The organism is Kitasatospora albolonga (assembly GCA_002082585.1).
GTDB classification, from domain to species: Bacteria; Actinomycetota; Actinomycetes; order Streptomycetales; family Streptomycetaceae; genus Streptomyces; species Streptomyces stephensoniae.
This window is the reverse complement of record CP020563.1, coordinates 4,615,543-4,628,515: the sequence shown is the minus strand read 5'-3', so window position 1 is coordinate 4,628,515 and position 12,973 is coordinate 4,615,543. Positions and strand designations below refer to the sequence as shown.

At 69.0% G+C, this 12,973-nt stretch carries 12 protein-coding genes and 3 pseudogenes; 9 read left to right on the top strand and 6 right to left on the bottom strand.

The genetic code is table 11. The annotated features are described in order from the left end of the window. Window positions 1-77 precede the first annotated feature (77 nt). A pseudogene (locus tag B7C62_20305) lies at window positions 78-1,481 on the bottom strand (methyltransferase, FxLD system). 55 nt (window positions 1,482-1,536) lie between these two features. Then, the gene (locus tag B7C62_20300) at window positions 1,537-1,962 is read right to left on the bottom strand and encodes a hypothetical protein (GenBank protein ID ARF74317.1); all 426 of its coding nucleotides are present in this window, start codon (window positions 1,960-1,962) and stop codon (window positions 1,537-1,539) included. 82 nt (window positions 1,963-2,044) lie between these two features. Here B7C62_20300 and B7C62_20295 point away from each other — a divergent pair, with 82 nt between their 5' ends. Both B7C62_20295 and B7C62_20290 read left to right on the top strand, forming a co-directional pair. Next, complete coding sequence (locus B7C62_20295) at window positions 2,045-2,872, top strand: transcriptional regulator (protein ARF74316.1); 828 nt, start codon at window positions 2,045-2,047, stop codon at window positions 2,870-2,872. Continuing rightward, complete coding sequence (locus B7C62_20290; protein ID ARF74315.1) at window positions 2,869-3,168, top strand: DUF397 domain-containing protein; 300 nt, start codon at window positions 2,869-2,871, stop codon at window positions 3,166-3,168. Before B7C62_20295 ends, B7C62_20290 begins: the two co-directional genes overlap by 4 nt. Window positions 3,169-3,178: 10 nt before the next feature. On the opposite strand, the pseudogene B7C62_20285 reads toward B7C62_20290, so the two are convergent. The 4 genes and pseudogenes from B7C62_20285 to B7C62_20270 all read right to left on the bottom strand — a co-directional run bounded on the left by B7C62_20285 (window position 3,179) and on the right by B7C62_20270 (window position 6,970). After that, a pseudogene (locus tag B7C62_20285) lies at window positions 3,179-4,149 on the bottom strand (hypothetical protein). Window positions 4,150-4,189: 40 nt separating this feature from the next. Continuing rightward, window positions 4,190-5,140 (bottom strand): aminoglycoside phosphotransferase, encoded by a 951-nt coding sequence (locus B7C62_20280; GenBank protein ARF74314.1) that lies wholly within the window; start codon window positions 5,138-5,140, stop codon window positions 4,190-4,192. Continuing rightward, a complete protein-coding gene (locus B7C62_20275; GenBank protein ARF74313.1) occupies window positions 5,137-6,288 on the bottom strand; it encodes a hypothetical protein in 1,152 nt (383 codons plus the stop codon). Before B7C62_20275 ends, B7C62_20280 begins: the two co-directional genes overlap by 4 nt. A 16-nt stretch (window positions 6,289-6,304) precedes the next feature. Further along, entirely contained in the window at window positions 6,305-6,970 is a 666-nt protein-coding gene (locus tag B7C62_20270) for a hypothetical protein (GenBank protein ARF74312.1), read from the bottom strand. A gap of 119 nt (window positions 6,971-7,089) precedes the next feature. On the opposite strand from B7C62_20270, the pseudogene B7C62_20265 reads away from it, so the two are divergent. The 7 genes and pseudogenes from B7C62_20265 (at window position 7,090) to B7C62_20235 (ending at window position 12,971) form a co-directional block, all read left to right on the top strand. Then, window positions 7,090-7,380, top strand: a pseudogene (locus B7C62_20265) (hypothetical protein). Continuing rightward, complete coding sequence (locus B7C62_20260) at window positions 7,380-8,306, top strand: phosphotransferase (protein ARF74311.1); 927 nt, start codon at window positions 7,380-7,382, stop codon at window positions 8,304-8,306. The pseudogene B7C62_20265 and the gene B7C62_20260 overlap by 1 nt, the downstream one beginning before the upstream one ends. Beyond that, the gene (locus tag B7C62_20255; protein ARF74310.1) at window positions 8,303-9,019 is read left to right on the top strand and encodes a histidine phosphatase family protein; all 717 of its coding nucleotides are present in this window, start codon (window positions 8,303-8,305) and stop codon (window positions 9,017-9,019) included. The genes B7C62_20260 and B7C62_20255 overlap by 4 nt, the downstream gene beginning before the upstream one ends. Then, complete coding sequence (locus tag B7C62_20250) at window positions 9,012-10,304, top strand: serine--tRNA ligase (GenBank protein ID ARF74309.1); 1,293 nt, start codon at window positions 9,012-9,014, stop codon at window positions 10,302-10,304. Before B7C62_20255 ends, B7C62_20250 begins: the two co-directional genes overlap by 8 nt. A gap of 1 nt (window position 10,305) precedes the next feature. Then, window positions 10,306-11,328, top strand: a complete 1,023-nt coding sequence (locus tag B7C62_20245; protein ID ARF74308.1) for a glycosyltransferase — start codon at window positions 10,306-10,308, stop codon at window positions 11,326-11,328. Next, the gene (locus tag B7C62_20240; GenBank protein ID ARF74307.1) at window positions 11,322-12,377 is read left to right on the top strand and encodes a hypothetical protein; all 1,056 of its coding nucleotides are present in this window, start codon (window positions 11,322-11,324) and stop codon (window positions 12,375-12,377) included. The genes B7C62_20245 and B7C62_20240 overlap by 7 nt, the downstream gene beginning before the upstream one ends. 144 nt (window positions 12,378-12,521) lie before the next feature. After that, window positions 12,522-12,971, top strand: coding sequence for a hypothetical protein (locus tag B7C62_20235; GenBank protein ID ARF74306.1), 450 nt, complete (start codon window positions 12,522-12,524; stop codon window positions 12,969-12,971). The last annotated feature ends 2 nt before the right edge of the window (window positions 12,972-12,973 follow it).

Genomic DNA, 12,973 nt, shown 5'->3' with positions numbered 1-12,973 from the left:
CACGATTACGGTACCGCAGGCGGGTGGGCCCGTCTGCCCGTCATCGACACGCGGGGCTTTCCCGGATCACGACGGCATCAGCTACGCGTCAGGTGGCACCGCCAGTCGACGACGATGCGGTTCAGCGGCGTGTCGACGGTGAAGAGACTGGGGCGCTGTTCGGGCGTGGGAGCGTCGGGCGGCAGGATCTCGAACGTGGCTTCGCGGCCCCGGTACTCCCGGTCCCAGGTACGGATGGCCGAGGCGACCCGCGCCGCCAGTTCGTCGCTGCCCGGTCCGTGGCCGATGACGCCGAACTCCCAGAGCCTGCCGCCCTCGGGGGTCCTCCGGTCCGACGGGCGCCGGGCGAGATAGGTGACGGCCCCCTGGTCGATGGCGGCGGTCGAGGAGGGGTAGGGGTCCTCGGTGAGCAGCGTCCCCTTGGCGCTCTGCGGGAACAGCATCCGGACGAGGCCGGAGGGGAGAGCGCAGCTGACGAAGAGCTCCATCCACTCCGGCGACTCCATGGCGCGGACCGTCATGCCCGTCCACACCTCGGTACGCGGCTGTTCCAGAACGCCGATGAGGGCGTCGGCGTCGAGCTGTTGCTGCCGGGCGGGGGCCTGGAGGCGTACGGCGCCGTCCGCGCTGAGCGGGACGACCCGGCGTTCGTCGTCGGCCACGCCCCGCCTCAGCGGCATGAAGGTGTTCATCTCGCTGCCGAGGGAGAGCCACCGGCCGTCCCGCCGCTCATAGGCGATGGACCGGGACACCGTGCCCTTGATGCGCTGGGGGACGAGGAGCCGTCCGCCGGGGGCGAGTTGCCGCAGCCAGGCATGCGGTACGCCGTGTGCGCCCACGGTGGCGATGATCCGGTCGTACGGCGCGCCTCCCGCATGGCCGAGAGCCCCGTCCCGGGTGACCACCTCGACGTTGGTGATACCGGCGGCGGCAAGACGGGCGCGGGCGCCCTCCACGAGGTCGGCGTCGACGTCGAGGGTGGTGACATGCCCGCTGTCACCCACCAGATGGGCGAGGAGACCGGCGTTGTAGCCGCTGCCCGCCCCGAGTTCGAGGATGTGTTCGCCGGGCCGGACGCCGAGTTGGCCGAGCATGAGGGCGACGACGCCCGGCTGGGAGGCGCAGGAGATCGACGTGCCGTCGGTGTCGTACTTGATGTGGACCGGAGCGTTGGCGTACGCGTCTTCGAGCGACGCGTCGGGCACGAACAGATGGCGCGGCACGGTCCGCAAGGCCGTCTCGACGGCGGGGGTACGGACGATTCCGTCGGCTCGGAGCCGGTCGACCAGCGCGTCGCGCAGCCGGTCGGCGTCCGGCGTGGGGAGGACGGTCGTCGCCTCGGTGTTCACCGTGTCGACGCTATCGACGCCGGTCATCCCGTCGGCGGGCGGCGCGGTGTGGTCACTCGTTCCCATGACTACCTTTCAGGCGATGGTGGACAGGACGGCTCGGGTCTCCTCCGGTCGTCCCCGAAGGAGACCCGGAGCGGTGCGGGCCGCCCGGGCGGCAGGCGCACATCGGCCCGCACCGCACCGATCACTCCTCCACCGCGCACCCCGTCCGCAGCCAGGCCATCTCCTGAAGCAGTACGGCATCCACGAACGGGCTCTCCGCAGTCGGCCGCGATCGCCAGTCCAACGGCCAGGTGAGCCCGTCCAACGCGGGCACCCCCACGAACGCGGCACCCCGCTCGCCCCCGCTCACCACCTCCACCCCGGGCGGCCAGTGCAGAGCGGCGGCGATGCCGGGCTTCAGCAGGAAGTACATGCTGCGCTCGCCGATGCCGGACCGGACGATGGGCCCGGCCCGGAAGTCGGTGAACTGCATGACCTCGTACGCGATTTCCTCACCGAGCATGCCGATGGCTCGTACGGCGTCGAAGGTGACGCCCACTTCACGGAGGGCGTGCCCGGAGGCGGGAATCCAGGACGGCACCGGATCAAGTGAATTTCGGGGTTCCATGCGCTCAGCTTTGCGCCGGACACGTACCGTGACCAGGGTCACAAGCAGGTTGTGAACAGTGGTGTACAGACGAGGTGACCCCGTGCACTCCAGTGATCAGGCCGAGACCGCCGCCGAGATGTTCGGCCTGCTGCTCAGGCACTTCCGCGAGCGGGCCGGCCTGTCGCAGGAGCAGTTGGGTAAGCGGATCGGCTACTCCAAGTCCCAAGTGGCGATGGTGGAACGGGGCGCGCGACCGCCGACAGGCATCTTCGTGCAGCGGGTGGACGAAGTGCTGGGTGCACAAGGTGCACTGATCGTCGCGGCACCGAAGCCGCCGAAGCAGACGGAGCAGCGCAGGCCGCTGCCGGACTGGTTCACGCCGTTCGCGGACGAGGAGGAGAAGGCGTGGGCTCGGCACGCGTACGAGAACCAGGTCATCCCCGGACTGCTCCAGACGGAGGCGTACGCACGGGCAATCTTCACGATCCACTATCCGACCTATGACGACGACGAGATCGAGGCGAAGGTCGCCGCGCGGCTCGAACGGCAGAAGCTGCTGACCCGCAGGCCGCTGCCCGACATCAGCTTCGTCCTGGAGATGATCGTGCTGACCCGGCCGATCGGCGGCCGTCGAGTGATGAAGGCTCAGCTCCACCACCTCGCCGAGGTGGCACGGATGCGGCACGTCCGCATCCAGCTGATGGACCCGTACCGCGAGGATCATGCGGCGCTGGACGGCCCCTTCGTCCTGCTGGAGACCGACATGCGAGAGCAGCTCGCCTATATCGAGGGACAGGGCGGTAGCTTCTTCGTCACCGAACATCCGGAGCTGGGGAACCTGTTCGGCCAGTATGGCGTCACCCGGGCCCAGGCATACACTCCGGAGAGGACGCTGGAAACGATCGAGAAGATGGCAGAGGAACTATGAGCACCGACCTCCACTGGTTCAAGTCCAGCTACAGCGGCAGCGAGGGCGGCAACTGCGTAGAGGTCGCACTCACCTGGTTCAAGTCCAGTTACAGCGGCCCCCAGGGCGGCGACTGCGTAGAGGTCGCACTCGCCTGGTCGAAGTCCTCGTACAGCGGCAGCCAGGGCGGCGACTGCGTCGAGGTAGCCTCCTGCCCCCACACCGTCCACATCCGCGACTCCAAGGACCTCACCGTCCCCGCGCTCGCCGTCTCCTCCACCACCTGGGCGTCCTTCGTGGAGTTCGCCGCCTCGTAGACCCCCGGGGTCAGCGGGCGAGACTGGCGAGACAGCTCTCGGCGGCGCTCCACGGGGTCAGCTCGATGGCGAACCCGCCAGCGCCCCCGGGGCCCCTGTGTGCACCAACCGCCCGGACAGGTAAACGGTGTCGCCCTCTCGAAACGCCCCGGTGTACGCCCCCAGGTAGCCGCGCAGGCGCGTGATCCGGCGGGCGAACACCTCGGGCTCGTCGATCGTGGAGGCTGTGACGGTTTCGACCTCGATGCCGTACACAGCTGGTGTTACCAGTCCCTGGCGGTGGTCGGTGATCCGGGCGAGGACACTGATCTGCCCGACCTCCCGCGCGACCACATCGTGGAACGTCCGGTCACCGTCGGCCCGCAGCGGCTCGCAGTTGATGTGGGCCCCGGCACCGGCGGTCAGCCCCTGGAGCTTGCGGGCCTCCTGCCGCAGCAGCATGTCGAAGGAGGACCCGGCCATGTACCTGGCCCGGCGCAGGTACAGCCGCGTCAGGCTCTCCCCCTCGTAAGGGTGGATCAGCGACCGCTCGGCGAACAGAGCCTCGGCGGCCTCGTACCCGCGAGGGCCGTAGCAGACGAGGTCGACGTCCGAGCGGGGGCCCGCCACTCCGACGAGGAAGGAACCGGTGACGCCGATGGCGTCCGTGGCCCCTTGGGCTGTGATCCAGTCGATGATGGCGAGCAGGTCGTTGCTCACGGGCGAACCGTCCAGCTGGTCCGGTGCCTTGTGCAAGGCTGTGAGCGCGTGCCGACACGAGTAGTGCAGCACGACCTCCTCGCGGGGAACGCCGGTGATCACACATCCGATCGCGGGAGAGTAGACGTAGCACTCGGGGCGGTCGGCCAGGATGCCGAACGCCTTGGAGACGACCGTGTTCTGCCGGTAGGTCTTTCCGAAGAGCGTCCGGTCACCACGCTCGTCGGGGTAGTACTTCACGTAACCAAGCCAGTGCGAGTTCGGGTGGACATCGCCGATCACCTTGAAGATGACGCCGGAGCGATCCAGCAGGTAGTCGCGGTCACGGACGGTCGGCAGAGCCCTGCCCAGCGGCGAAGTCGTCGAGAGTCGGGAAGAGGGCGGTGTCGACGGCCCCGGTGCGCTCATACTGCTCAAGTCCTTTCAGGAAGAGGTGGCGCCGGTACTGCCACTTCCGGTGTTTGTCGGAGCGGGCCGGGTCGTCCGGACGCATCAGCGCAAGGAAGAAGAGCCCCTTGACCAGGAGGAACGCCCCCAAGTGCGGGCTGACCGGGTCGGCGGCGACCGCTCGGGCGGCCGAGTCCAGCGCGGCCAGGTACCGTTCGCGCTGGGCCGGGGTGACGACGTACCCCTTCGCGCCGCCCTTGAACGGGATGATGTCGAGCGCCGGGGCGACGTCGTAACCGAGCGGGATCAGACCATGGTGCTGCCAGTCGATGACACCGGCCGGAAGGACGTTGGGCAGGCCGTAGTCCAGGTGGCCCCACACCAGGGGCACGCCGTCGAGCTGGTCCATTGCCCGGTCGAGGGCCGCGTGGGTGCGAGGGGTGTCGAAGTCGGGGTTCTCGGCGAAGACGGTGTGCGTCCAGCCCGCCTGTTCCACCCACCGCCGCAGCGCGTCGGGGGCCGCGTCGACCGGGTGCCCGGCCTGGGCGGACAGGAGCCGGGTGGAGACCTCGACGAGCTGGTCCACCACCGCGTCGGCCAGCTCCCGCCCACCGTCCTCCAGGCAGGCCAGCGCCATCTCGTGCAGCGACTGCTCGCCCAGGGACTCTTCAACGACGAAGAACGTACCGTCGCTCGCCTCTCCGCACTCCAGAACCTGCGGCACCGGGTAGTGCAGGCCGATGGCCATCCGCTGGAACGCGGCCTCGGTCCGCAGTGCCTCGCCGCCCGTACGCCGGTAGCGCTCCCGGTCGGCGGAGACGTAAACCGCTCCCCCGTCCGGGTCCGCCGTGCGCTTCTTGACGAACTGCCAGCCGGTGCCTGTCACGGGCGCTCTCCTTCCTGCGGGCCCGCAGGCCCGCTCACGTTCTCCCGATCGGACAGGGCGCAGGCCAGCGCACGGACGTCCATGACCCAGCTCATATCACCCACCGCAGCCCGTTGGCGCAGTTCGGCGAGTACTTCGCCCCGGGGTGTTGCGGGCCGGGCCAGGTAGGCCCGGCGCAGGAACTTCAGCAGGCCCGGAAGACGGGCGGCACTCACACCGGACCGCTCCCGGGCGGCGCACAACGGCAAGTACCAGCCGGTGAACAGCTCCTGTACGGCCTCGGCGCGGTGCACCTCGTACAGCCGTGGATTCGCTGCGGCGTCGTACGGAACCCGCCCGTGGAGCGTGTAACGCAACCGTGTCGTGCCGTACTGCCGGAACGGTGCACCGTAGGCCGCGACATTGGCCGCCGCGTTCTCGGTCACCGTCATCACGGGGTGTGCGGCGCCTCGCTCGATGGCGGCGGCCAGCACCGCGATGTGCAGACCGGCCCGGGGGTCCAGCACCATGCCCTCGAGCCCGAGCGAGGCCAGGCAGACCCCGTGATCGCGGGTACGGGAGAGCACCAGCGACCGGGGGACGTTGCGGGCCATGTTCAGCAGGTGCGCCGGGGTCCGGGCCCCGGCAGCATGGAAGTCACCCCGCTGAAGCACCGGCCTGTGCTCCACACGGTCGAAGACCAGCAGCGCCCGGCGTGCGCACCGGGTGACACTCTTGCCGCAGGAGTGACAGCTGTGCGCCGCCGCCGTTCCGGTCATGTGCCCACAGCGGACACACAGCCGGACCGCCATCTCCCGTACGGCCAGCGCCCCATCGGCAAGAAGGGTATGGATCATCTCCAGGGCCAGAGAGACCACTGCGGGAGCTGTATCGGTGAGCAGCCCACTGCCCGGAACCGGGCCGGGCGCGTACTTCGCCACGAGCGCCCGCCTCTCACGCTCCTGCCGCCCGATCACGTCACGGTCTGCCGCATCACGGTGCCGTACGTCTCCGGCGAGGGCCACGGTGTTCCACAGGTGGGGTACCGGGTCCAGGCCGAGCAGCCTGTTCAGCGACTCGGCGATCCGTATGCCCACGGCCTTACCGGGACGATTGGCAAGACTGAAGTCGCCATTCTGTACAGGGCCGTTGAAGTAGATGATGCCCATGGCGGCCCACCCCCTCTCAGCAGTCCGGCTCGGCGGCGTCGACCTGGCGGAAACACCCGTCACGCCGCTCATAGACCAGAACCCCCGCGTTGGGCGTCTTGCGCACACGGGACTCCTGGACCAACTCGGTCACCGGCCGCCGCTCCAGCACACTGCGCAGAGCCAGAATGGCCGTGTGATGGGTCATCGCCACGACGACGGGCGCGGCGCCGTCGAGGCTCCCGACGAACGCGGTTGCCCGGCCCATCACACCGACCGCCAGAGATTCGCCACCCTCACCCGGAGGCGTCCACAAGTGCTTGCGGGTCTGCCTGTCCCGCTCGGTGTCCGGGTAGGTCACGAAGAGCTGCCGCTTGGTCATGTACGTGGCGTCGCCGTAATGCTGCTCGCACAGCAGCTCGGTGACCTCGGTACCGCGCCCGGGCAACGCCAGTTCCACGGTGTCCAGCGCCCGCCGGTACGGCGAGCTGTACACGTACGGGCAAGGGCCGACGAGCCCCCCGATCACCGTACGCAGCCACTGGCACTGGCGGAATCCACGCGGCGTCAGCCCGACAAGATCCCGGGACAGGGCGTGCGCTGCGGAGCCAGTCCACGGCCGCGGGTCCTGGTAGAAGCCGCTGTGCTTCGTTGCGTTCTCGGTCGACTCGGCGTGGCGAACGACAGCGATACGGAGTTCCATGCGCTCAGCGTCACTGCGGATACGCAACCCGACCAGGGTTCACAGGCAGGTTGTGAACAACGGTGTACATATGAGGCAAGCTGTGCACCCCCGTGGCCTGCCCACGATGTGCTGGGGGACTCGCCCAGTGCCACCGGCTGGGCGGCCTGCGGCTGCCCGGCGCCCGAGCGCGTTCCCGGTCAACGCGCCCACGACTCGCCGAGCGGCTCCATGAGACGACGGACAGCCACGCCGAGGTCCACCTGGTGAGCACGACCGGGCAGCGCCTCGACCAGCCGTGGCGTGTCCTCGTCCGCCTATCGTCCCCGGACGCCGAAGTGGACAAGGTCCAGGCCCTGGTGGCGCAGGCCATGGACGAGTTCCCGACGCTGACGGACGAGCTGGTCTCCGACGGGATCGTGCTGAGCTGATGGAGAAGCGGACGCTCGGCGAGGTCTCCGAGGAATGCCGACGGCGGCTGGTCACGCACTACGGCCCGGGAGTCTCCGGCTGGCTCGACGCCGTGCCCAGACTGATGGAGCGTGCGGCGGAGCACTGGAAGCTCACACTCGGGACGTACCACGACGCCGGACACGCCTCGGTGGTCGTCACGGCCGGAACCCTCGACGGACGTCCGCTGCTTCTCAAGGCGTGGGCCGATCCCGCCCGGTTCCGCAACGAGGTCACCGCCTTACGCCTGTGGGCGGGCGGGCCGACGGCGGGCGTCGTCGAGGCAGCGGACGACCTGGCCGCGGCGGCCTTGGAGATGATCGGAGGCCGCCCCGGTGGTGGTGACCGACCGCCTCGCGAGCTTCCCACCGTGGCCGCCGCCCTCCAGGGCCTCCACACCCTCGGCCGCCGTCGGCACCGGCTGCGAGACCTTCCTTCCCTGACCACGTACCTCCACCAGGAGGTACGACCCCGAGTACGGCGCCGACTGGAATCGGTCGACGTCGGCCTGTGTCTGGAGCACGTCAACGCGGCGCTTCCCGCCCTCGTGGCCCTGGAGGAGGACTCCGCTCGGTCCACCGTCCTGCACGCGGACCTCTACCGGGAAAACGTCCTCTTCGACTGGCTGGGCCACCCCCGCCTGATCGACCCCCTCCCGATGGTGGGTGACGCAGCCTTCGACTGGGCCTTCTGGACCGTGTACTACGACCTCGGACACGGCATGGACGCCCGCCTGGCCGCAGCCGCCCGGATCTCCCGCATACCCGTGCCCGTCCTCGCGCCGTGGTGCAGGGCCCTGGCCCTGGACGGCCTGCTCTTCTACCTCGACACCGGTGATCCGCGCGCGCCGCGAATGGCCGAAGTCCTCGCATGGCTGTCGGCACCGACCCCAAGGAACCGATCATGACGACGTACGTCCTCCGCCACGGCCAGAGGAACTACAGCCGGCGCTATCTCGTCAACGGCGATCCGCCCAAGCCCATCCGCCTGAGCGAGGAAGGCCGCCGGTCGCTGAACAAGGGCTGGAGCAGCGTCCCCCTCCACAGCGTGAAAACGTGGCCGGCCAGCGAATCCCCCCGCGCCCAGCAGACCGCCAACCTCCTGATGGGAGTCCCCGGGCCGGAACTGATCACCGATCCTCGGCTGAACGAACTCGACTACGGGGAATTCGAGGGAAACCCGTTCCTGGAATACGCCGTCTGGCTCGACGGCCATGGCGCCCACGAGCGCCCGCCCGGCGGAAGCGAGTCGCAGCGCGAGGGCATCCGCAGGATGCTCACCGGGGTGCTCGCGGCCCTGGAGCATCCCGGCCCCCGTGTCCTGGTGGCCCACGGACTGCTGGTCTCCGTACTCCTTTGGCACCGCGACAGGGCTCCCGGCGAGACCATGCCCCTGTTCTTTCCGGAGGCGCCGTACGTCGAGCCCGTCGCCATCCCCGACGTGGAGCTGCCGGATTTCATCGGAACGCTGATGAACGATCTTGAAACTGACGTTCAGGACCGCACCGGCGGCATCGGTGACTGGGGGATATTCCGGACCGGGGACGGCTCGGCGGTTGCTACCGTCGATTCCGTATCCCCGTCCCACTCGCAAGATCAGAAGGATCTTCCTCATGCATGATGCCCGCGCCCTGATCGACATGGGTGCCGAAGCGGTTCGTCGGCTCGCTCGTCGCGGCTACACCCTGGACCTGTCCGAGCTGGAGTCCCTCCACTCTCGGCGCAACCAGAACATCCGCTCGGCCGACGAGCTGCGGGCAGAGTCCAAGCGAGTGGCCAGTGAGGTTCAGCAGACGGCCAAGCAGGGCGGCGACATCAGCAAGCTCAAGGAGCGCGCCCGCGAGCTGAAGGACCAGATCCGCGAGATCGAGGCCGGCCAGGAGGAGATCGAGGCCCAGCTGCGTGACCTGCTCCTGAGCATCCCGAATCTGCCGGACGACTCGGCCCCCGACGGCGACTCCGAGGAGTTCGCGGTCGAGATCCGGCGCGTCGGCACACCGCCCGCCTTCGCGTTCGAGCCGAAGGACCACGTCGACCTCGGCGAGGCCATCGGCATCCTCGACTTCGGCAGGGCGACGAAGCTGTCCGGTCCGCGCTTCGCGGTCTCGCGCGGCGCCGGCGCCGCCCTGGAGCGGGCGCTGGCCACGCTCTTCCTCGACCTTCACACCCGCCGCCACGGGTACACCGAATACGCGGTCCCCTACCTGGTCAGCCGCAAGACCATGACCGGCACCGGCCAGCTCCCGAAGTTCGAGGAGGACCTGTTCAAGACCGGCGTCGCCGACCGGGAGCTCTTCCTCATCCCGACGGCCGAGGTCCCGCTGACCAACCTCTACGCCGACGAGATCATCCCGCGGGCCGAGCTGCCGGTGGCCATGACCGCCCACACCCCGTGCTTCCGCTCGGAGGCCGGCTCGTACGGCCGGGACACCCGCGGTCTGATCCGCCAGCACCAGTTCGCCAAGGTCGAGATGGTCAAGATCGTCGACCCGGAGACGGCGGACGCCGAGCTGGAGGAGATGGTCGGCCACGCCGAGGCGTGCCTCAAGGAGCTCGGCCTCGCCTACCGGGTCATCAAGCTGCCCGCCGGCGACACGGGCTTCTCCGCCCAGCTCACGTACGACATCGAGGTCTGGATCCCGAGCCAGAACACGTACCGCGAGATCTCCTCGGTCTCCAACTTCGGCACCTTCCAGGCCCGCCGGGCGAACATCCGGACCCGAGGTGAGGACGGCAAGCCCAAGCTCGCCGCCACCCTCAACGGCTCCGGCCTGCCCGTCGGCCGCACCCTGGCCGCGCTCCTCGAGCAGTGCCAGCAGCAGGACGGCTCGATCGTCCTGCCCGAAGCCCTCTTCCCGTACCTCGGCTTCCGCCGTATCTCGGCGGACGGAACACCGGAGGCATAACGTGCTCGTCGGCGTCTGCGACTTCCCTGGTAGCTACGCCTTTCCCCCCGCCGGATACGGCGGGATCGAACGATGGCTGTGGGCGGTCGCCGTAGGCGCCCGGGCCGCAGGCGCCGACGTACACCTCCTCGGGCCGGGCTGGCTCACGGACCTGGAACACGACTGGGTCCGCAAGCCGGTCCGCCTGGAGGACCTCACGCCCGGAACGCTCGCCGAGCGCGAGCTGCGCGACAGCGGGTACGACCTCCTGGTCGTCGGCCACGAGTACCCGTCGCTTCCCGCGTGGACGCGTACCTGGAGCGAGCTGGACTGCGACGTGGCCACCTTCCAGCACTCGCCGGTCTTCCAGCACAGCCCCACCGCCTTCGACGGCCGGCGGTCGCGGCTCTACTGCTACTCGCCCGAGATGACGGAGCGGTACGCGGAGCACCAACCGATCCCCGAGCTCGCCGTCCACCTCGGCCTCGACGAGGAGGAGCCGCCGGCCGTCGCCGGCACCGATCTCGTCTGGCTCGGTCGGATCGATGAGGACAAGGCGCCCCACATCGCCGTCCGCGCAGCGCAGATCCTCGGCCGGCGCATCCGGATCGTCGGCCCTGTCTTCGACGAGACGTACGTCCGCCGCCACGAGCGCCTCCTCACCGCCGACCACGTGAAGTGGGTCGGAGAACTCGGTGGCCCCGCCAAGACCGCCGCCATCGCCGAGGCGTCCGTCTTCGTCTACACGTACGCCCGGCCGTACGTGGAAGCCGGCGCCGCCGTCTTCGGAGAATCCCTCCGCGTCGGCACCCCGATGGCCGCCCTGACCTGGCGGGAAGGAACCTGCGCCGACGCCGCCTTGTGCGACGAGACGGGCGCGGTCGCGGTCGTCAACCCGGAAGAGGATGACGAGACCGCGGCGCGCAGGCTCGCCGACGCCATCGAGCAGGCAGAGAGCCTCGAGCATCGCCGCGTCCAGGCCGTGGGGATGCAACGCTTCGCCCCTGTGCGCCACTTCCAGGGGATGGCGACCCGGCCGTGCTGACCCGCGCGACCGGCTCCGTCGGAGACGAGCTGGCCCAGCAGATACCAGATGTACTGCGCACAGCGTTAGGTCCCCACTGGGAGTTCACCGTCGATGGCCCTCGCATCGAGATCGCTCACCCACATCGCGAAACCCCCTACCGACCGCCGCGTAGACCGCCGGCGTGGCGGGATCTGCTCGGCTCCCTGGAGCTCGGTTTCGCGCAGGTCGGCGCCCCTCGTGACGTCTGCCTCCCACTGCGCTGGGGGCGCGAGACCGAATTGACCATCTCCGCCGTCCAAGCGCTCGACCCGATCCTCAAGGACGGCCAACTCCGCACCTTCCGAAGCGGGTTCATCCCTCAGCCGGTCGTTCGCTTCACAGCCCACCGGGACGCTGCAGGTGAATTGAAGGACGGCTTTCTGACTTCCTTCGTCAACATCTCCCGAGTCCAGCCCATACAGAGCATGGACGAGTACGGCGCCGTCCTCGACGGCTGGCTCACAGTCCTCTCCCAGGTCGGGTTCCACGCCCGCCATCTGAGCATCTACGGCACGCTCACCCCATGGCGCCGGCGGCAGGTCGAAGGCATCACACTGAGATTCCGACACCTCGACCTTCCGCTCGGCGACATAGTCCTACTGTGGAACACAGCCCACCCCGACCGCCTGGCCGTCGACCTCGGCACAGGATTGGAGCGCCTTGCTTGGGCTCGCACCCGGGAGAGCTGGCCCTCCCTGATTTACGGCCGCTTCGCGCGGGTCGCGCCGTCACCGACGCTGGACGCCATCCGTACGGCCACGCTCCTTCTCGGGTCGGGAATCGCACCCGCGGCTCGGGGTGCCGGCGGAATCACGAGGCGCGTCATCGGTGCCATCAATCCGGATGCTGCCCGGCTGGGCGTCAGCGCCATGGTCCGTGCCGTCTACGACTACTGGTCGCTGTTCGGCCCGTTGCACGCTCCATGGCCGGAGATCGCCCGCGTCATCGAGAAACAGGGAAGCAGCGACCGGTCCGGTCATGGCAGCCCAAGAAAGGTGATTGACGGGGCCATTTCCCCTCAAGCATGAAGCAGCCGCAGCTCATCAGGCGAAACCCACCGGTGCACGCACCCCTGTAGCTGTGCAGGCGCCTGATGCGGCGCGAACGTTCGCCTTCGTCGGCCTGATTCGTCAGACACTTGAGGAGGGGCGGAACAGTGGCAAGATGCGCTGATGGGGATGAGCGACAGCGGCAGTGAGGCCGTCCAGTACGTGCGGTTTCAGTCACCTCACCGGAACAGCCGAGGCCACTTCACCGGCGTCTTCGGGCTCGTCAATAATCTGGCGAGGGAGGGAAGGCTCTCGGACGAGCAGGAGCGCTTCCGCCGCCGCAGCAACAGTTGGTACGACGCCGCGTACACCGATCCTTCAACCGTTGACCCCCGTGTCTACGACAGCGAGGTCAACCCTGGTGCGGCGGCGTGGTTCAAGCCGTCAGCCACTCATCTCCTCGCTCGTGTCGTCGGCTATCTGGAAATCCTGTCCGCGCACGGCGTCGACTGCCGGACTCTGCGGTCCGCAGCCCCGGGGCGGATCATCTACGAGGACGACGTACAGATCGTGGTCGTGCCCCATGAACGGGACACGAAGGCCGTCAACAATCGGACCAGCAAAAGGAGCTGACG